This is a genomic window from Salmonella sp. 32070601201500089SM (assembly GCF_017573605.1).
Lineage (GTDB): Bacteria > Pseudomonadota > Gammaproteobacteria > Enterobacterales > Enterobacteriaceae > Salmonella > Salmonella enterica.
This window is the reverse complement of record NZ_JAGETK010000005.1, coordinates 187,845-208,825: the sequence shown is the minus strand read 5'-3', so window position 1 is coordinate 208,825 and position 20,981 is coordinate 187,845. Positions and strand designations below refer to the sequence as shown.

At 52.3% G+C, this 20,981-nt stretch carries 13 protein-coding genes and 2 pseudogenes; 7 read left to right on the top strand and 8 right to left on the bottom strand.

Annotated elements, in window-relative coordinates; all coding sequences use genetic code 11:
- Positions 1 to 289 precede the first annotated feature (289 nt).
- Both adiA and melR read right to left on the bottom strand, forming a co-directional pair.
- Complete coding sequence (gene adiA, locus J4728_RS10805; protein WP_154803344.1) at positions 290 to 2,557, bottom strand: arginine decarboxylase; 2,268 nt, start codon at positions 2,555 to 2,557, stop codon at positions 290 to 292.
- Positions 2,558 to 2,789: 232 nt separating this feature from the next.
- Entirely contained in the window at positions 2,790 to 3,722 is a 933-nt protein-coding gene (gene melR / locus J4728_RS10800; RefSeq protein WP_000106992.1) for a transcriptional regulator MelR, read from the bottom strand.
- A gap of 268 nt (positions 3,723 to 3,990) precedes the next feature.
- Here melR and melA point away from each other — a divergent pair, with 268 nt between their 5' ends.
- Together melA and melB are read left to right on the top strand one after the other, a co-directional pair.
- Complete coding sequence (gene melA, locus J4728_RS10795; protein ID WP_001520868.1) at positions 3,991 to 5,346, top strand: alpha-galactosidase; 1,356 nt, start codon at positions 3,991 to 3,993, stop codon at positions 5,344 to 5,346.
- An 83-nt stretch (positions 5,347 to 5,429) separates the two neighbouring features.
- Positions 5,430 to 6,860: pseudogene (gene melB / locus J4728_RS10790) on the top strand (melibiose:sodium transporter MelB).
- Positions 6,861 to 6,957: 97 nt separating this feature from the next.
- Here the strand turns inward: melB and fumA are convergent.
- The 5 genes from fumA to J4728_RS10765 form a co-directional block, all read right to left on the bottom strand.
- Complete coding sequence (gene fumA / locus J4728_RS10785) at positions 6,958 to 8,604, bottom strand: class I fumarate hydratase FumA (RefSeq protein WP_000037205.1); 1,647 nt, start codon at positions 8,602 to 8,604, stop codon at positions 6,958 to 6,960.
- Between the two features lie 95 nt (positions 8,605 to 8,699).
- Positions 8,700 to 10,040, bottom strand: coding sequence for an anaerobic C4-dicarboxylate transporter DcuB (dcuB, locus tag J4728_RS10780; RefSeq protein WP_000899149.1), 1,341 nt, complete (start codon positions 10,038 to 10,040; stop codon positions 8,700 to 8,702).
- Positions 10,041 to 10,186: 146 nt separating this feature from the next.
- Positions 10,187 to 10,453 carry a hypothetical protein gene (locus tag J4728_RS10775; protein WP_010989095.1) on the bottom strand — a complete coding sequence of 89 codons (267 nt, stop codon included), beginning with the start codon at positions 10,451 to 10,453 and terminating at the stop codon, positions 10,187 to 10,189.
- Between the two features lie 316 nt (positions 10,454 to 10,769).
- Positions 10,770 to 11,489 carry a two-component system response regulator DcuR gene (dcuR, locus tag J4728_RS10770; RefSeq protein WP_000611307.1) on the bottom strand — a complete coding sequence of 240 codons (720 nt, stop codon included), beginning with the start codon at positions 11,487 to 11,489 and terminating at the stop codon, positions 10,770 to 10,772.
- Complete coding sequence (locus J4728_RS10765) at positions 11,486 to 13,117, bottom strand: sensor histidine kinase (RefSeq protein ID WP_208211727.1); 1,632 nt, start codon at positions 13,115 to 13,117, stop codon at positions 11,486 to 11,488. Before J4728_RS10765 ends, dcuR begins: the two co-directional genes overlap by 4 nt.
- A 374-nt stretch (positions 13,118 to 13,491) precedes the next feature.
- Between J4728_RS10765 and J4728_RS10760 the strand changes: the two are divergent.
- From J4728_RS10760 to J4728_RS10745, 4 genes and pseudogenes are all read left to right on the top strand, one after another.
- Positions 13,492 to 15,922 (top strand): annotated as a pseudogene (locus J4728_RS10760) (DMSO/selenate family reductase complex A subunit).
- Positions 15,923 to 15,935: 13 nt separating this feature from the next.
- Positions 15,936 to 16,562 (top strand): DMSO/selenate family reductase complex B subunit, encoded by a 627-nt coding sequence (locus tag J4728_RS10755; RefSeq protein WP_000816143.1) that lies wholly within the window; start codon positions 15,936 to 15,938, stop codon positions 16,560 to 16,562.
- Positions 16,555 to 17,328 (top strand): dimethyl sulfoxide reductase anchor subunit family protein, encoded by a 774-nt coding sequence (locus J4728_RS10750; protein ID WP_000544929.1) that lies wholly within the window; start codon positions 16,555 to 16,557, stop codon positions 17,326 to 17,328. The genes J4728_RS10755 and J4728_RS10750 overlap by 8 nt, the downstream gene beginning before the upstream one ends.
- A 75-nt stretch (positions 17,329 to 17,403) precedes the next feature.
- Complete coding sequence (locus J4728_RS10745; RefSeq protein WP_001621697.1) at positions 17,404 to 17,997, top strand: molecular chaperone; 594 nt, start codon at positions 17,404 to 17,406, stop codon at positions 17,995 to 17,997.
- An 83-nt stretch (positions 17,998 to 18,080) separates the two neighbouring features.
- Here J4728_RS10745 and J4728_RS10740 read toward each other — a convergent pair whose 3' ends face one another.
- Positions 18,081 to 19,481: a DUF1996 domain-containing protein gene (locus tag J4728_RS10740; RefSeq protein ID WP_000773784.1), complete on the bottom strand. Its 1,401-nt coding sequence runs from the start codon at positions 19,479 to 19,481 to the stop codon at positions 18,081 to 18,083.
- 303 nt (positions 19,482 to 19,784) lie between these two features.
- Here J4728_RS10740 and J4728_RS10735 point away from each other — a divergent pair, with 303 nt between their 5' ends.
- On the top strand, positions 19,785 to 20,690 hold the full coding sequence (locus tag J4728_RS10735) for an SdiA-regulated domain-containing protein (protein ID WP_001268200.1): 906 nt from the start codon (positions 19,785 to 19,787) through the stop codon (positions 20,688 to 20,690).
- The last annotated feature ends 291 nt before the right edge of the window (positions 20,691 to 20,981 follow it).

Genomic DNA, 20,981 nt, shown 5'->3' with positions numbered 1-20,981 from the left:
CTCCTGGAATATGAACATAAAAGACCGGATCTCGCCAAACGGGAGAGATAACGGGGACTGAGTCAATTGTGTGATGAATTGAAACTGCACTAAAATAACTTTCCTGAATAATATTACAATATTTGTACGATGAATTAGGGTGTACAAAAAGTTGTACGCGAGTGGCAACTTGTCATTTTTGTATAAAAAAAGCGCGGGATGGGGCCCGCGCAAAAAGGTATGACAGTATTATTGTTTTGCAGCAATACTCAGGGAATACATGCCATCCTCAAAAAAAGACTCTTTGTGATTAGGCTTTCACGCACATAACGTGATATACGCCATCAATAATTTCCGTGCCTTCGGTTTCATGCTCAAAGCCAGGGAAGTGATGATCCCAGGATTGCAGGGAGCGTAAGTAACCCACCTGCGGACTGTTTTCATCGCCAAAGTTTTCACCGGAGAGCAACATCGGGATGCCTGGCGGGTAAGGAATAACGGAGTTCGCCGCAATGCGACCCGGTAGATTTTCAATCGCCACCATTTCAATATCGTCGTTCACGATCGCGTTGTAGGCGTCGCGCGGGGTAATCTCCGCAACCGGCAGGGTGGAATAGGCGGCGTTGAGACGGGCGCCCGGGTTATTTTCACGTAGCCAGGCAAACATTTTATCGCCCAGGTCATGAATACCCATGTTCGCGTAAGTGTCAGGATAATCCTGCACCAGTTCCGGCATCACCTGCGCCAGCGGCGTATTCGCGTCGTAATGATGTTTGAAGGAGCACAGCGTGTTGATCAGCGTTCCCCATTTCCCGCGAGTTACCCCCATAGAGAACAGGAACATAATCTGAAAGTCGGTGGTGCGGGTCGGCACGATACCGTGGCGGCCAAGCCATGCTGTGACCAGCGCAGCAGGTACGCCGGATGCTTCCAGTTCGCCATCGTCGCCCATACCCGGCGCCAGGATACTGACTTTAATCGGGTCCAGCATACTCCAGTTATCCGGCAGGTCTTTAAAGCCGTGCCAGGTTTCTCCGGGGCGCATGACCCAGCAGTTCTGGTCGGTGGCCAGCAGTTTTGCCGGCGCGTCGGCGAAGTCATACGTTTTACCGGTTTGTGGATCGGTGACGACGTCTTTATTCCACGGTTTAAAGAACCAGTCGCCTTCATCGGTAAACTCTTTATAAAGACGCGCCATCGCCTGACGGAAATCAACCGCTTCGTCAATCACCTCTTGAGTCAGGGACAGACCGCTGTTACCGTCCATCATCGATACCGCCACATCGTTGGATGCGCAGATGGCATATAACGGAGAGGTGGTGGCATGCATCATATATGCCTGGTTGAAGCGGGAGAAATTCACCGCGCCACGGCCTTCACGGACGTGAATGTAGGAAGCTTGTGAAAGCGCATTCAGTAATTTGTGCGTGGAGTGGGTGGCAAACACGGTCGGACCGTTATGGTCGCCTGGCTCGCCGCGCATCGCGTAGTGATCGCAATAAATCGGGTTGAAGCGCGCATAGCCGTACCATGCTTCGTCGAAGTGAATGCGATCGCTGGTTTTTGCCAGCAGATCCTGCGCCTCTTTGGCGTTATAGCATACGCCGTCATAGGTACAGTTGGTCACCACGCTGTAAGACGGTTTCTGTCCGGCTTTGGTTTTGGTCAGCGGGCTGGCGCTGATTTTTTTCTGCAAGGTTTCAGGCTGCATTTCCTGCGGGTAGATTGGCCCGATAATGCCGTAACGGTTACGGCTTGGCACCATATATACCGGTTTGGCCCCAGTGAGGATCAGCCCCTGCTCGATGGATTTATGGCAGTTACGATCCAGTACAACGACATCATTATCCGTCATACAGGCCTGCATAATAGTACGGTTAGAACCGGAGGTCCCGACAACCACGGACCAGGAGCGGTCAGCACCGAATACGCGGGCGGCGTTTTTCTCGCTTTCGCCAAACGCGCCGGTATGGTCGAGGAGTGAACCGAGCGTGGTACGCTCAATCCCCATATCGCTGCGGAACAGGTTTTCGCCATAATAATCGTGATAAAAGCGACCGGCAGGCGTTTTAGTGAAACCGACGCCGCCCTGGTGTCCCGGCGCCGCCCATGAATATTCATGAATGTCGCTGTATTTCATCAACGCGTTAAACAGCGGCGGTAACAGTTGCTGGCGATACCGGGTCATGGCGGCAACGGCGCGTCCGGCGATAAAGTCAGCGGTGTCTTCCAGAATCCAGGCGAATTCATCGACAAGCTCCAGCAGGTCGCGGTCCAGCGATGCCGTCGCTTTTTCCCTGTCGCCTAACAGGAAAACGGGCACGTTTTGCTGACGCTCGTGAAGCTTACCGATCAATTGCCTGACGCTCAGGTGCTCATCCGGTTGTTCCATTTGGTAGCTAAACATCAGACAGTCAATGGCTTCGTTCGCGGACAAGATGGCATAGCCGTCATCGAAGGATGTCGATTTAATGACGGTAACATTTTGTTGGCTCAAGGCATCCGCCAGACGCTCAACCGCGTTGCCAACCCAGGTGTCCTGATGCAGAAACTCACTTTCAACAATTAATACTTTCATCATCTTTTACCCGGTTGTGGAGGCCGTGCAATTTACGCCTTGCCGACCCGCCGTATGAATGTGACGTGGGCAAGTATTACCCCGTCAAATAGGGGGTGTAAAGTGATGGAATAATGGTCAGTTATTGATATTATTGTTTAATAAACAATGGGTTAATTATTGATAGCGAGCGATTTCACCCGCGGTTTATCGACAGGTGAATTATTTTTTTGGCTGATAGTGGTATCCGGCTTTAGCCGGGCATCGTCTGGCGTCGTTGCTGGCTTAGCTTGCGGTATTGTTGCGGCGACATACCGACAAATTTGCTAAAAGTACTGTAAAAACGGCTGCTGGATCGAAACCCGGCAGTCAGAGCGACATCGAGGATCGTTTTGTCAGTATCGCTCAATAAGGCACGTACGTGATTGATGCGCATCGCCGTGATGTACTGCTTCATCGTCAATTGCATAACCCGCTGGAATATCCCCATCGCGTAGTTAGCATTGAGTTTGACATGCTCCGCGACGTCGTTAATGGTGAGCGCCTGATCGTAGTTATCGGCAATAAATCCCAGCATCTGGCTTACGTAAAACTGCGCATGGCGTGAGACGCTATTCTTGTGGGTGCGTGATGTTTTATTGAGCAAAATGGGCTGCCAGCCGGAAAGGCTAAAGCGTTTAAGCATCAGGCCGATTTCATCGATCGCCAACTGGCGAATTTGCTCATTCGGGCTGCTTGTTTCCTGCTGCCAGCGCAACACTTCAAAGGTGCTAAGCTGCTGGGTCGCCAGTGATTTAACCACCATCCCGTGCGTGACATGGTTGATAAGATCGCGATCCAGCGGCCAGGAGAGAAACAGGTGCATCGGCAAACTGAAAATCGCCATCTGGCGGCAGTTGCCGGGGCGGGTAAGCTGGTGTGGCGTACAGGCCCAAAACAGGGTGATATGCCCCTGCTTTATCTGCACGACTTCATTGTTGATTAAATACTCCACATCGCCGTCAAACGGAACATTCACTTCTACTTGCCCATGCCAGTGACTGCTGGCCATTCTGTGCGGCGGCCTCAGCTCAACGTCCAGTCGTTGATATTCGGAATAGAGCGACAGCGGGCTACGGGTTTGCTTTTCATCGCCGTTGCACATGTGCGGGTCGGGCGGGAGGAGGGATATTGCTTGCGTACTCATCGTCACTCCATTTCCTGAATTATCAGAATTATGCCCCTTTAGCCGGGAGGAAACCGGGAATCCGGACACAGAATCCGTCGATATTGTAGAGCGTAGCCTGACTATCAGGCCGAATACTCTGCTTTTTACGCCATTTTGTCCCAAAAACTCAGATCTTCCGCGCGCCAGCATACGATCTGAGTTTTCGGGAATGCTCATCGGGGAAGACGGAGGTTTTCACCGGGAACGCGTGCCACCATGAAGGTGTTTACTACTGTTCTGGAGAGTCATGATGACGGCACCCAAAATTACCTTTATCGGCGCAGGTTCTACGATTTTCGTTAAAAATATCCTCGGCGATGTGTTTCATCGCGAGGCGCTAAAATCAGCGCATGTCGCCCTGATGGATATTGACGAAACCCGGCTGGAAGAGTCGCACATTGTGGTACGGAAACTGATGGACTCAGCGGGCGCTTCTGGCCGGATTACCTGCCATACCAACCAGAAAGCGGCGCTACAGGATGCGGATTTCGTGGTGGTCGCCTTTCAGATTGGCGGCTATGAACCCTGCACCGTGACCGATTTTGAGGTTTGTAAGCGTCATGGCCTGGAACAGACGATCGCCGATACGCTGGGGCCGGGCGGCATCATGCGCGCGCTGCGGACCATCCCGCATCTGTGGCGGATTTGCGAAGACATGACGGAAGTCTGTCCGAAGGCCACCATGCTCAATTACGTCAACCCGATGGCGATGAATACCTGGGCGATGTATGCCCGTTATCCGCATATCAAACAGGTCGGCCTGTGCCATTCGGTACAGGGAACGGCGGAAGAACTGGCGCGCGACCTGAATATCGATCCCACCTCGCTGCGCTACCGCTGCGCCGGCATTAACCACATGGCGTTTTACCTCGAACTGGAGCGCAAAACGGCTGACGGGACTTATGTCAATCTCTATCCTGAATTGCTGGCGGCCTATGACGCCGGACAGGCGCCGAAGCCCAATATTCACGGCAATGAACGCTGCCAGAACATTGTGCGCTATGAGATGTTCAAAAAGTTGGGCTACTTCGTCACTGAGTCATCAGAGCATTTTGCCGAGTACACGCCGTGGTTTATTAAACCGGGACGCGAGGATCTGATTGCGCGCTACAAGGTGCCGCTGGATGAATATCCGAAACGCTGCGTAGAACAACTGGCGAACTGGCATAAAGAGCTGGAGGAGTATAAAACCGCCGAGCGTATCGACATCAAACCGTCCCGCGAGTACGCCAGCACCATTATGAACGCTCTGTGGACCGGCGAGCCGAGCGTGATTTACGGCAATGTGCGTAATGAGGGGCTGATTGATAACCTGCCGCAGGGAAGCTGCGTGGAAGTGGCTTGTCTGGTGGATGCCAACGGCATTCAACCGACGAAGGTGGGGACGATCCCTTCTCATCTGGCGGCGATGATGCAGACCAACATCAACGTGCAAACGCTGTTGACCGAAGCCATCCTCACGGAAAACCGCGATCGCGTGTATCACGCGGCGATGATGGACCCTCATACCGCGGCGGTGCTGGGTATCGAAGAAATCTATGCGTTGGTTGACGATCTGATCGCCGCGCATGGCGACTGGCTTCCGGCCTGGTTACGCCGTTAATCTCCAGCCGCGCTGGACGGCAGATCCGGCGTTTAACCTCTACTAACAGAAGGCGGGCGCTGGTAACAGCGACCCGGTACCCTATGAGCATCTCTCTGACAACAAAGCTGAGTTACGGGTTCGGTGCGTTTGGTAAGGATTTCGCCATCGGCATTGTGTATATGTACCTGATGTATTACTACACCGATGTGGTGGGACTTTCGGTCGGCCTCGTCGGCACCCTCTTTCTGGTCGCGCGAATCTGGGATGCGATAAACGATCCCATCATGGGATGGATTGTCAACGCCACGCGTTCGCGGTGGGGGAAATTTAAGCCGTGGATATTGATCGGCACCTTAACCAATTCGCTGGTGCTTTTCCTGCTGTTCAGCGCTCATCTTTTTGAGGGAACCGCGCAGGTTGTGTTTGTCTGCGTAACCTACATCCTGTGGGGCATGACGTATACCATTATGGATATCCCATTTTGGTCGCTGGTGCCGACCATTACGCTTGATAAGCGAGAACGCGAACAACTGGTGCCGTTCCCGCGTTTCTTCGCCAGTCTGGCTGGCTTCGTCACTGCCGGTATAACGCTGCCGTTTGTGAACTACGTTGGCGGAGCGGATCGTGGGTTCGGCTTTCAGATGTTTACGCTGGTGCTAATTGCGTTCTTTATCGCCTCGACTATCGTGACATTACGCAACGTCCATGAGGTGTACTCCTCCGACAACGGTGTAACGGCGGGCCGCCCACATCTGACGTTAAAAACGATCGTTGGATTGATATACAAAAACGATCAGCTCTCTTGCCTGTTGGGAATGGCGCTGGCGTATAACATTGCCTCCAATATTATCAATGGCTTTGCGATCTACTACTTCACCTATGTGATTGGCGATGCCGATCTTTTTCCCTATTACCTTTCTTACGCCGGCGCGGCGAATCTGCTGACGCTGATTGTCTTCCCCCGGCTGGTGAAAATGTTATCGCGGCGGATATTGTGGGCGGGCGCCTCCGTGATGCCCGTTCTGAGTTGCGCAGGGCTCTTCGCGATGGCGTTGGCGGATGTCCATAATGCCGCTTTAATCGTGGCGGCGGGTATTTTCCTGAATATCGGGACCGCGCTCTTTTGAGTGCTTCAGGTGATCATGGTGGCGGATACGGTCGATTATGGGGAATTTAAGCTCAATATTCGCTGCGAGAGTATCGCTTATTCCGTACAGACGATGGTCGTGAAGGGCGGCTCGGCGTTTGCGGCGTTCTTTATCGCTCTGGTGCTGGGGCTGATTGGCTACACGCCGAACGTGGCGCAGTCTGCGCAAACCCTGCAGGGGATGCAGTTTATTATGATTGTCCTGCCGGTACTGTTTTTCATGATGACGTTGGTTCTCTACTTCCGCTACTACCGTTTGAACGGCGATATGCTGCGCAAAATTCAGATCCACCTGCTGGATAAATACCGGAAAACGCCGCCATTCGTCGAACAGCCGGATAGCCCGGCGATTTCTGTGGTAGCGACCAGCGATGTAAAAGCGTGAGCATGGTCTCTCGTGCAGGCCGGATAAGCCGGATAAGCGTAGCGCCATCCGGCAATTAACCGATAACGCGGCCCGGGAGAACACCGGGCCTGCCAGGTTATTTCGCGCAGTTAGCGCACTGTTTGCTGACAATCTGCTGGAAGAAATCGTTGCCTTTGTCATCCACCAGGATAAAGGCCGGGAAATCTTCTACTTCAATTTTCCAGATAGCTTCCATGCCGAGTTCCGGATACTCGACACACTCCAGATGCTTAATGCTCTGCTGTGCCAGTACCGCCGCCGGGCCGCCGATACTGCCCAAATAAAAGCCGCCGTGTTTTTTACAGGCATCCGTGACCTGCTGACTACGGTTGCCTTTCGCCAGCATGATCATACTGCCGCCGTGGGATTGCAGCAGATCGACATAAGAGTCCATTCGACCTGCGGTGGTGGGGCCTAATGAACCAGATGGATAACCTGCCGGGGTTTTTGCCGGACCTGCGTAATAGATGGGATGGTCTTTAATATACTGCGGCAGGTCTTCGCCGGATTCAATACGCTCTTTTAGCTTCGCGTGGGCGATATCGCGACCTACGATAATGGTGCCCGTCAGCGACAGGCGAGTCGAGACCGGGTACTGCGATAGCTGGGCGAGGATCTCTTTCATTGGACGGTTGAGATCGACTTTCACCGCGTCGCCTTCGCCCGCCTGACGCAGCGCTGGCGGAATATACTGGCCCGGATTGTGTTCCAGTTTTTCGATCCAGATGCCTTCGCGGTTGATTTTCGCTTTGATGTTACGGTCGGCCGAGCAGGAGACGCCCATCCCCACCGGACAGGAAGCGCCGTGACGCGGCAGGCGAATTACGCGAATATCGTGGGCGAAATATTTCCCGCCGAACTGGGCGCCGAGGCCAAGTTTTTGCGCTTCTTCCAGCAGTTCCTGTTCCAGGTGGAGATCGCGGAATGCCTGGCCGTGCTCGTTACCTTCCGTCGGCAGCGCGTCGTAATAGTGGGTGCTGGCGAGTTTAACGGTTTTCAGCGTGCTTTCCGCCGAGGTGCCGCCAATGACAAAGGCGATATGGTATGGCGGACAGGCTGCGGTGCCCAGCGTGCGCATTTTCTCAACGAGGAAGTTTTTCAGCTTGCCTGGGGTGAGCAGCGCTTTGGTCTCCTGATAGAGATACGTTTTGTTTGCTGAACCGCCGCCTTTCGCCACGCAAAGGAACTTGTACTCGTCGCCATCGACGGCATAGAGATCGATTTGCGCTGGCAGGTTGCTGCCGGTATTGACCTCTTTGTACATATCCAGCGGGGCGTTCTGCGAGTAGCGCAGGTTATCTTCTATATAGGTATTAAACACGCCTTTGGAGAGCGCGGCTTCATCGCCGCCTCCCGTCCAGACGCGTTGGCCTTTTTTACCCATGATAATCGCCGTGCCGGTATCCTGGCAGGTCGGCAGAATGCCTTTGGCGGCGATCTCGGAGTTTCTCAGGAATTGCAACGCCACATATTTGTCGTTTTCGCTGGCTTCGGGGTCATTGAGAATGGCGGCGACTTGCTGCTGGTGTTCAGGACGGAGCATAAAAGACGCATCATGGAAGGCCTGCTGAGCCAGCAACGTTAACGCCTGCGGCTCAACGTTGAGGATAGATTCTCCGTTGAATTCACTGACGCTGACATAATCGGAGGTGAGCAGATAATACTCTGTTTTGTCCTCTCCCATCGGGAAAGGCGCCTGATAGATAAACTCTTTTTTCGACATGTGCTTCCAGCCTAATAGTAAGAAAATGTATTAAGAGCCTCACGGGCCAGGCTCTAAGTCGCGCGCCGCGCATAACCGGGCGGCGCGCGCGGCCATTACAGGAATCCGTACATTGCGGCAAAGATCCAGCCAAAGACGCAGGAGACGCTCACGCCAATCAAACCCGGCAGAATGAAGCTGTGGTTAATGACGAAGCGGCCAATACGGGTTGTGCCGGAACGGTCAAACTGAATCGCCGCCAGATCGCTTGGGTAGGTCGGCAGGATATAGTAGCCATAACATGCCGGCGCAGAGGCCACGATATACGCCGGATCGACACCGATAGCCAGCGCGACGGGAACAATCGCCGCCAGCGCCGCTGCCTGCGAGTTAACAAACTTGGAGACCAGCAGCAGAACGATGGCATAGGCCCACGGATACTCTTTGACCATTTCGCCCAGCACGCCCTGAATTTCCGACATATGCGCGCCGAACATGGTTTCCGCCATCCAGGCGATCCCGTATACCGCGACAATCGCAATCATACCGGAACGAAAAACTTCGTTTTTTGAGATAGACGCAGGATTGGTTTTGGTCAGAATGATAATGAGCGCCCCGGTCAGCAGCATGAACATCTGAATGACCAGCACCATCGACAACGGTTTGCCGCCGAAGGTTGGACGTAAGTCGGAGTCCGCGCCCAGGAGAGCGACCACGGCAATCGCCGCCAGGAAGATCCACATCGCCAGCCAGTTGCTTTTCGGCAGTTTTTTATCCAGCAGCGTCGCGGTATCGCCGTACACGTACTGACGGTTTTCCGGTACGGAAATAAATTTCTGAAACGCTTCGTCTTTATCCAGATCTTTACCGCGGAACCAACTAAAAATACCGATTGCCAGGATACCGAGCAGGGTAGACGGGATGGTGATCGACAGCAGATCGAGGAACTCCAGATGTTTTCCGTCAAATGTCACGTTGCCCAGCATCGCTACCAGAGAAACCACGGCGACGGAAACCGGACTGGCGATGATGCCCATTTGCGCGCCGATAGAACTGGCCGCCATTGGACGTTCCGGACGGATATTATTCTTGATCGCCACGTCATAGATAATCGGCAAAATGGTGTAGACCACGTGGCCTGTCCCACACAGAATCGTCAGGGTACAGGTGACGAACGGCGCCACAATAGAGACGTATTTGGGGTTGCGACGCAGCAGCTTTTCGGCAATCTGCAGCATCACATCCAGCCCGCCTGACGCCTGCAACGTCGCCGACGCGGCGACTACCGCGATAATGACCAGCATTACGTCAACGGGCGGTTTACCTGGCTGGAGATGGAAAACAAACACCAGAATGACCAGACCAATACCGCCCAACAACCCGAGCGCGATCCCGCCCTTTCGGGCACCATAAAACAGACATATTAATATTATGAGAAGCTGTATACTAAATAACATTTTTATTTATCCTCGCGATAAACCCAGTCAATTTTGATAAATGGATCACAGCCATCTTCTGATTTGTGTGAATGAGCATCAGGAAATGGCGAATATTCAATGCGCCAGTGGCGACGATTAACGATTAAGCTTTTTACAGAGTTGCTTTAAGTAATTATTTTCTTGCGATGGTGATGTTCAGAGGGAAGCACCCTCTGGCGATGGGCAGGTGGAGTCAGCGAGAGCAGTAAATTATGATTTGTCTGTTTTAAAAACAGGCGTTTATTATTTGATTTTTGTGTCTCGCCATCAGGTAAATCACGAGATAAATCGAACAGCATGTGACTTATGTGATCATTGTCACGCCATTTTTTTAAATTATTAGTATGGCGTGTGGAGACGCGTATCTGCTCACCAATATACGTATTGTCCATAGGCGTAGCACAAGCTCCATTGCTACAAACATAATTTTATTTAAGTGTCAGGAAAATTCCGGACAAATCCCTTTTTTAATAAAAATACACACTCTCGGCATGGGATAATACTTAATTAACTTTTGTTAGCGTTTTGAAATTAAAAACAGCGCAGAGCGCTGTAATAATAGAAAATAACGTTAACAGGCCTGGGGTGAGTATATTTGATCTGACACAATTTCCCAGGTTTGTTATTAATGTGATAGCGTTTTTATTGGCATTGTTATAATAAATGTTACCAGGATATAACGCTTCGCGTCGGCTTTATGCGGTATCCTTACTGACAATATTGTTTCAGTAAAGAGTAATGTTCCGGCTGAACGCGGTAGCGGTAAACCGGCCTGCCGGTCACGCCGTAATGAATACTGGTAAACAAGATATGGCAATTCACCAGCCAGATAAGATATTTACGGCAGGAGACGCGCGAGATATTCACTTCGTTGGCCAACTCGTCGGTAGAAAATTCCTGCTCCTGATGCGCATCAATCCACTGGCATAAGGTGCGTAGCGTTTGCTGGGTCAGCCCTTTTGGCAGCCGACGAGGCTCCTGCTCGCTGGATGAATTACCGTGAATGAGCAGGTCAAGCTCAGACTGTTCGTAATACTGGCGTTTTTCCATCGCCGTTTTCTTACGTAGCCAGCCGGTCAACGCTTCTTCAAAGCGCGTGGCCTGAAAAGGCTTGATCAGATAATCCACCACGCCGTAGTGAAGCGAATCTTTAATGGTGGCGGCGTCAGCGGCAGAAGAAATGACAATAACGTCGCTTTTGCAGCCTGCGCTGTGCAGGACAGGCAGCAGATCCAATCCGTTTTCCTGCTGCATATAGATATCCAGCAGGATTAGGTCAATGTGATTTTCACTGTTGAAGATAAACTCTTTCGCTTTTTCCAGCGTCGAAGCGGTTCCACAACAATGAAAACCGGAGATTTGCGCGACATAGCGGCGATTTAACTCCGCGACCATCGCATCGTCATCGACAATTAATACATTGATCATAGGCTGGTCCTTTTTCCATCCCAGGGTAACTGTACAAAAAATTGTGTGAAGATCCCAGGCTCGGACTCCACGGAAATTACGCCGCCAAGCGCTTCAACCTGCTGTTTAACCAGCGCTAAACCGACGCCGCGTTCGGCGCCTTTCGACGAGACGCCTTTTTCAAAAATCGCCTCGATGCGCTCAGGTTCGATACCCGGACCGTCATCGCTCACTTCGCAATGCAGCCAGCCATGACGGTAGTGTAACGAGACGCTGATTTCGCCGCCGGATTCCTGGCTCAACGCTTCCAGCGCGTTTTCAATCAAATTACCCAGCGCCGTAATCAGCACCGTAATCTGATCTTCATTGTTATTATCCGGTAACTGGCTGTCGCTGCTTATCACCAGGCTGTGCCCGAAATCAGAGGCGCGAGTAATCTTACTGAGCAAAAAGCCAGCGATAATCGGCGACTTTATTTTACCCAGCAGCAAACCGATCTCTTCCTGATAGTTATTGGCCGTCTTGATAATATACGCTTCAAGCTGCTTATAACTCTTCAGGTGCAATAATCCCAGAATCACATGTAATTTGTTCATGAATTCGTGGGATCGTTCACGGAGCGCATCCGCGTAGTTCACCATCCCGTCCAACCGCTGCATCAGTTGGCGAACTTCTGTTTTATCCCTGAAGGTGGATATCGCGCCGATAATTTCGCCGTTGCTGCGCACCGGAACGGTATTCACCAGCAGCAGGCGGCCTTTGACGATAATCTCTTCATCGCGGCGCGGCGTACCGTCACGCAACACTTCGCTAATGTCCACCACCTGCGACCAGGCATGACTCAGGGTGGATAATCTGGCGTCATCCTGCGTTTTTCGATAATCGAGCAGCGCCTGCGCCGCATGGTTAATTAACGTGACTTCGCCGCTATCATCCACGGCGATAACGCCCTCTTTGATTGACTGCAGCATTGCCTGGCGTTGTTCAAACAGGGTTGAGATCTCATAGGGTTCGAGGCCAAACAGGATACGTTTTAGCACCTTGACCAGCGCATACGTGCCTAATAACCCCACCAGAGCGCCGAACAGAATGGACCAGATAATACTGCCGCGGCTATTGTTGATCTGCTGCGTAACGTGACTGAGTTCCAGGCCAATCGCTACCACGCCGATCTGCCGGTGGCGTTCATCATAAACCGGTGTGAAAACGCGCAGCGCTTTGGCAAGAAAGCCGCGATTAATGGCAACGTTTTCCTTTCCCTGCAGCGCGAGCAGAATGTCATCGCCTTTGAACGGTTGACCGATTCGCTGCGTTTCTGGGTGTGAATAACGGATGCCCTGCATATTGGTCACCACAATAAACAAAAAGCCATTATGCTGGCTTACCGCTTCGGCGAGCGGCTGAATGCCGCTTTCCGCCGGCGGTTTTTTCAGCCCCTCGCGAACTGCCGGAGAGTCCGCCAGCGAGCGAGCCACCGCCAGCGCTTTATCTGCCAGCGCGTCGCGCGTCATGCTGCTGATTTGCGAAAAATAGATCAGATGAACCACAACGAGCACCGAAAACAAAACGGCGCTGACCATCAGAATGACGGTAGTGCCGAGTTTCATGGGGCGTTTGCGTAACGCCCGGCATGGCAGGGAGTGTTTCATAGTGGACCTGAGCGGACGAATCGTAAGGTTATTATCCCTGATGAGGCGTCTAATTCAAAGGCATAGGCGATGTTGCTCCAGTGTTGAAAAGCCCGTCTTGCCTTGCAGGGGGCGCTACCTGCTCATGTCGACTGGCAAACGTCATGTCGTTAATTAATATCGCCGGATACCGTGATGGGTAATTTATTTTCATCAGAATTACATAAAATAATTTTTCATTAATTTTTATAATAACGTATGCGGTATCACATTTTATTTTTACTGACGTTCAGAATGCGTTTGATCACAATCAATCAGCACAAATATTTAATCTATTATGATTAGTTTTCATTACATATTATTAATAATTATGGAAGCAATGTGAGAAATAAAAAATGGAAATAAAAAAATGGCTGAACACAACCATAACCCGACGTGATGCTATTGTCGCTACTGCAAAAGTAGGGGCGGCGGTGACGCTAAGCCAGGCGATTACGCTGCCTTTTGCTACCACTGCCCAGGCGCAGGATACCCCGATACCGAAGGATGCCAACGGCGAAACCGTCAGGCACAGCGCCTGTCTGGTCAACTGTGGCAGTCGATGCCCGCTTAAGGTTATCGTGAAAAATGATCGCATTGTGCGTATTGAGCCGGAAGACGCGAAAGATGACGCGGTATTCGGCGAGCATCAGATTCGTCCCTGCCTGCGCGGGCGTTCCAGTCGCTGGCGCGTTTATAGCCCGGATCGCATTAAGTATCCGATGAAAAGAGTGGGAAAACGCGGCGAAGGAAAATTTAAACGTATTTCATGGGATGAGGCCACAGCCTTTATTGCGGCAGAATTAACGCGCGTTAGCGAAAAATATGGCCGGGAAGCTATTTATTATAATTATCAATCCGGCGCGTATTATCACACGCAGGGTAGACCCGCCTGGATAAGATTACTAAATCTCACCGGCGGTTATTTAAATGATCACAACACCTATTCCACGGCGCAAATCGCCACCGCCACGCCTTATACCCACGGTGATTATGTCGGTAGCCATTTTACGCAGATCGCGCATTCCGATCTGGTGGTGCTATTTGGCCTGAATCTCTCAGAAACGCGGATGTCCGGCGGCGGCCAGGTTGAAGAGCTGCGCCGGGCGCTGGAGACCTCGAAAGCCCGGGTCATTATTATCGATCCACGCTATACCGATTCGGTGATTACCGAACACGCCGAATGGCTACCGATTCGCCCAACCACGGACGCCGCGCTAGTCGCCGGCATAGCGCATACGCTGATTACCGAACAGCTTCTCGACGAGGCGCTGGTAAACCGCTATTGCGTCGGCTATGACCGTAGCACCTTGCCGGACACGGCTGCGCCTAACGCCAGCTATAAAGATTATGTTCTTGGCACGGGCGATGACGGTATCGCGAAAACCCCGGAATGGGCGGCGGATATCACCGGTATTCCGGCAACGCGTATTCGCCAACTGGCGCGCGAAATCGCCTCGGCGCGCGCCTGCTATATTTGCCAGGGCTGGGGGCCGCAGCGTCATGCCAACGGCGAGCAAACCGTGCGTGCTATTCAGACGCTGCCAGCGTTAACCGGCCACTTCGGGCGGCCCGGCACCAACAATGGCAACTGGCCTTACGGTACGCCGTATGGCGTGCCATTGTTGCCTGTCGGTAAGAATCCGATCACAACCTCTATTCCTTGCTATCTGTGGACGGACGCCATTCAGCATCCGGAGAAAATGACCGCGACGACAATGGGGGTGAAAGGCGCGGACAGGCTAAAAACCGGGATTAAGCTGTTTTTCAACCAGGCCGGTAATACCTTGCTGAATCAGCACGGCGAAACGAACCGCACCCGACAAATTCTCGCGGATGAATCGCTGTGTGAAACCATTATCGTGATTGAAAACCATATGACGCCCCAGCGCGATGTATGCGGACCTGCTGTTGCCGGAGACCAGCTATCTTGAGGCGGAAGACCTGGTGGACAGCTCCTATGCGGCGGGATCGCATAACTATATGATTGCGATTCAGAAAACCGTTAAACCGATGTGGGAAGTGCGCAGCACGTATGACATCTGCGCGGATATCGCCGGGCATCTTGGACTGCGCGAGCAATATACCGAGGGCCGAACTCAGGCGCAGTGGGCGGAGATGCACTATCAGCAGATCCGTGAAAAACGTCCATACCTGCCGGAGTGGAGCGTGGCGAAAGAGATGGGCGTGATTGACCAGCGTATCGCTACCGAGCAGCAGAGCCTTGCGTTTGCCGATTTCCGCGCCGACGCCGAGGCTAATCCACTCTCCACACCGTCGGGCAAAATTGAAATTTACTCCCAGGCGCTGGCGGATCTGGCGCAAGCGTGGACGTTGCCAGAAGGCGAGCGAATTCCCGCATTGCCGGAATTTTGTCCGGCGAAAGAGTCGCATCTTAACAAAGCGCTGACGGCGAAGTATCCGTTGCAGTTAAGCGGCTTCCATACCAAAGGGCATACCCACTCGACCTACAGCAATGTGCTGATGCTGCATGAGGCGGTGCCGGATGAAGTCTGGATTAACCCGATTGACGCCAGCGCTCGCCAATTGAAGTCCGGCGATCGGGTGCATGTATTCAATGACCGCGGCGTGGTGGAGCTTCCCTGTAAAGTGACCCAGCGCATTTTACCCGGCGTGGCGGCGATGCCGCAGGGCGCGTGGACGCGGCTTGACGGCAACGGCGTTGATGTCGGCGGCTGTATCAATACGCTGACCAGCCACCACCCTTCGCCGCTGGCGAAAGGCAATCCGCAGCATACCAATCTGGTTGAAATTAAACGCGCTTAAGGAGTGATGTACGATGAAACAGTATGGCTTTTATGTTGACTCCTCGCGCTGTTCAGGCTGTAAAACCTGCCAGGTAAGCTGCAAGGATAATAAAGATCTGGATGTCGGTCCGAAACTGCGCCGCGTCTATGAATATGGCGGCGGAAGCTGGGTGAAAGAGGGGGAAAGCTGGCATCACGACACCTTTACCTACTACCTCTCTATTGCTTGTAACCATTGCGATGAGCCGGTATGTGTCTCCGGCTGTCCGACCGGGGCGATGCATAAACGCAAAGAAGATGGTCTGGTCGTGGTGGATGACAGCGTATGCGTCGGCTGTCGCTATTGTGAAATGCGCTGCCCCTACGGCGCGCCGCAGTTTGATACGCAAGCAAACGTGATGCGTAAATGCGACGGTTGTCTTGACCGACTGGAGAACAATCTGCGCCCTATTTGTGTGGATTCTTGCCCGCAGCGAGCGCTGGATTTCGGCCCTGTCGATGAATTACGGGCAAAATATGGCACGGAGAATCAAATCGCGCCGCTGCCTTCGGCGTCGTTCACCCATCCTAACCTCATTATTAAACCGCATCCGAAAGCGAGACCCACGGGCGATACGGAAGGCGCAATCATGAACATTCGGGAGGTGCGCCATGCATGAGTTACCGCTGGTCTTTTTTACGGTCTTTACCCAGAGCGCGGTCGGCGCGTTTATTCTGCTGCTGATTGGCGGCGCAATGGGGCTGGTCGCGCCGCGGCGCAAGGCTATTGGTCTGTTCTCGGTGATGTGCCTGTTTGGGCTTGGCGTCATTGTCGGCACCTTCCACGTCGGGCAACCGCTGCGTGCGCTGAATATGCTGCTGCGCGTCGGACATTCGCCGATGAGTAACGAGATTGTCCTGTCGGCGGCTTTTGCGGCGCTCGGCGGGCTGGGGGCGCTCGGTTTGTTGCTGAACCGGGCGACGCCGCTGTGTAACGCGTTGGTCTGGTTGGCGGCGATAGTCGGAGTAGTCTTCTTATACGCCGTTCCGCAGATTTACCAACTGCCGACGGTGGCGACCTGGCGTTCATCTTACACCACGGCAATGATGATATTGACGCCGTTGATTGGCGGCGGCGCGTTGGCGGCATTGTTTGGCGTGCGCCGTCTGGGGCTACTGGTCAGCGTGTTGGCGATTTTGGTGAGCTTTTGTCTGCGCCCGGGCTATATGGCGACGCTGATGAGCGCCGATAGCGCTCTGACCGCCGCGCAGCATAGCTGGTTTACCGCCCAGGCGATATTGCTGGCGGCGGGCGTGGTCGGGGTGGTGGTCTGCGCGCGCCTGAAATCGAGCGCTGCGGTGCTGGCCATGACGGCTGTGGTGGTTATCGCGGCGGAGTTGGCGGGTAGGATTGCGTTTTACAATCTGTGGACGCTGCCAATGTAGTTTTTTGCCCGGTTTATGCCATGTAAGCCTGATCAGCGTAGCGTCATCAGGCGAAATATTTCAGGAGCTATTGCTATGCTTTCCCGTGCTGTTTTGCCGCGTATCCTCGGCGCACTGTTTTACTACTCCCCTGAGAGGCCGGAGGTGAAAGCGTTGTTCGATTGTTTGCCAACGTTGCCTGAGCTTTACCCCTGGCGCGATCGCGGACATATTGAATCACTGTGTGCGTCATGGTCGCTACCGGATGATGATGCGCTTACATGGCAATTTTCTGTGTTGTTTGAAGGCCAGGGAAAGATGCCCGTCCCGCCCTGGGGATCGGTCTATCTGGAAAAAGATAATTTGCTGATGGGGGAAACCACCGCCGATTATCGAGCTTTTTTACAGTCGCAGGGCATGGTATTCACTGACCGTGAACGCGAGCCGGAAGATCAGTTTGGCCTGATGCTATTAGCCTGTAGCGATCTGCTGGCACGAGGCGACAACGTGGCGGCCAACCGGTTACTGGAGGCGCATCTGCTGCCCTGGGGATTCCGCTATCTAGAATTGCTGCAACGCAATACCGTTAGCGCCTTCTATGCCCGGCTTGCCGTCGTAGCGACCTGTTATCTGCAGGATGTTCAGCAGCAACAGGGACTACAGCCTGAGAATAAGCGGTTGTTTTTCTGAGGTATTGGTCGGGTTTTGATGGCGTGCCGTAATACTTGTGCCGCCATCGTGCCCGCTGTTGCGTCAGCGGGCACAGTTTACTATTACAGCTCCGGCGTCTTTTTGAAACCGGTCAGCATCAGCACCAGGCTCTGTTTTGAGTCCGCTGGCGTGAAGTCGTAGTGATTTCCCTGACGGTCGCCGCCGATATACCAGGATATTTCCGTTTTCCCTTCCGCCAGCGCTTTGCGCACCGCTTTATCGACATCAACCATGCGATACTCATGTGAATGGTCCAGATATAACACGGCATCGGAACGGTAGTTGATCGCCGGTTTATTGTTCCAGGACACGGTACTGACGTGCCAGTCACTGCTGGTCGGGTAAAAGAAAATTTGATCGGCGCCGTTCGCTTCCGTTTTGCCGCCAAAAAGGCGAATACGGTATTTGAATAGCGAAGCGTCCATATTGGCAGGCAGGGGCGGGATCTTAAATTTCACCAGCGTGAGCGTTTCCGGGTGCTGCGTGCGTCCGCCATTTGTCCAGTCATCCTGTACGTACAAGGTATCGACGCTGGCATGAGGCTTGTCGTCTTCGCTGCTTACCCAGGTATTTTCTTCCGCTTTACTGTAGGCGTAAGGAACCGTAGTGCCGCAATCCAGTCCCTGATTCATACACAGATCCGTCATAAACTGCGCGCCATCTTCCGTCCAGCCATTCATAAAATCGGCATGGGCGGTATAAAGACTTCCCCAGCGCTCTTCCCGGGTTTCGCCATGCATTACCGGGTCCATCGACAATTCTACTTTGGACGTATCCAGCGAGGAGATCTGCGGGAGTACCCAGGCGATGTTCATATTAACCGTCGGGATTTTGACCGGATAGTCTGCGGAACATTTCCCGTGGTCGGCATAGATAGCGTTATTGTGGCTATGGGTTGGTTTCAGGTTGACGCCATCCCAACAGTTGGGGAAAGCGATCCCGATATTAAACTGGACGGCATCGCCCGCTTTACGCAGGCCGCATATTTCGCCTACCTTGTTGGTGTAACCTTTGCCGTTGGCACATAAAAAGGTGATTGCGGAACTGGGGCCAGTACCGTGATGATCGCCTGCCAGTAACTCCAGCCCGGCCGGGAATGGATGGAGCGGATATTGCGCTACATTTGTGGATTGATAATAGGTCTTTTGGTAGGCCGGATTTACGATTTCACCATCGGGTAATTTCATGGATGGCGCCCAGTAAGCGGAGCTGTCGGCTTTATTATCGCAGGTGGTATCGGGTTGCGCGCGCAACGTCTGGTAGGTAGAGACCGCGTCGGTGTGGGTGTTGCCAAAAAAGTCATGCCACATCGCCTGATTCGCTTTACCAAACATCATAATCGCGTCATCGCCCAGCGTGTGGTGATAGCCGCACACGACATGCGCCTGAGGACCGGCATGGGCCGGGAATGCGCCAGCGGCAACGAGCGTAGCCAGGCTGACGGTAATAAGGTTGAGTTTCATTTTTTTTCTGCCCGGTTGAATAGAAGTGGGAGCAGCAATAGCAGATCAGATTGCGGTGTTACATCTCATTAATTATCACTTTTTGTCATTTGCCCTGCATACAGGGGCGAATTTGCAGACGTACTATTTAAATAATTAGCCGAAACTACCCTCCTCTTGATTATGTCAATTTACAAAAAGGGTACGTTAGTGATTAAAATCGGGCTTTTTGTGATAACCCTCACTATTTCATTTTGCCTATGCTAATGGCGCTCGCCATAACCGAATAACGATTCTATCGGACATCGGCTTTATTTTTAAGAAATGCGTTACGACATCAGTCGTGACGCGATCTGCTATGGATTTTTTATGAGATTACTAAAACGCGTTATTGTGGTTGTACTCTTGGGCGTGATTTTATTTATGGTCAGGGACGATATACGCTATGTTTATCAACTGATCCTCAAATATGGTGATAAACCCTCGGCGCTAGCACTGAGTAGCTATAAAGCGGTTATTCAGCAAAAACCAGTCGCAGGAGTTAAGAGTAACCTTTCAGGTTTGACCTACTCCGCCGAAGACAGGATGCTTTTCGCCGTTATTAATAATCCCCCTGAACTGGTCTGGTTAACGACAGAAGGGCAGCTGGTAGGGCGGATGCCGCTGCAGGGCATCCACGACCCGGAGTCTATTGCATGGAGTGGGGGCAACCAGTTCCAGATAGGCAGTGAGAAAGATGGCGCGGTCTATAAAACACAGGTGGATATTCAGCGCGGCACCATGCAGATAATCTCCATGGTGAAGCTTGAGGGCTATGACAAAGCAAAAAATAAAGGGCTGGAAGGTACGGCATGGGATGCGAAAAATGAGAGATTATATGCCGCAAAAGAAAGAAAACCCATTATGATCAAAGAAGTAGAGATGAGCAAAAATGGTATCACCAGAGCGTTGCCTTCTGCCATCACTGCGAGTGTGAGCGATGTCTCCGGACTTGAATACCATGCCCCAACGGATTCGCTGCTGGTGTTGTCGGACGAGTCAAAAATGATTCTTGAGGTCAGTTCCGAGTGGCGGGTGCGCGATCGATTGTTCCTGACGGCGGAGTGGTCAGGGCTCAGAGACGATATCCCCCAGCCAGAAGGGATTGCCATGGATAATGAAAATAATTTGTATATTGTGAGTGAACCAAATCTGTTTTATAAATTTTCGTGTGATATACAGAATGACTAAAATCTATTTTTACTGTCACAGTATGCTAAAACAGAACAAGGTTATTAATACCATGATTTGACGATTGTTTGATTCGTTGATTCATTGTTGGGGATATTTATGTTTTACTTACCTCAGTAACGGATTACTTTGTGGTGTAGCGTAACGGTAATTGTCCTCCTCATATTTGCGGCAGCGTAGTCTGCCGCTTTTTTTTATAAATTAACTCTCTCTGTAATAATTAACAGACAATGAATATTATTCTGTTTTTTCAGCAGGCCTCCGAAGAGACCTCGCATGGTGATGTTTAGT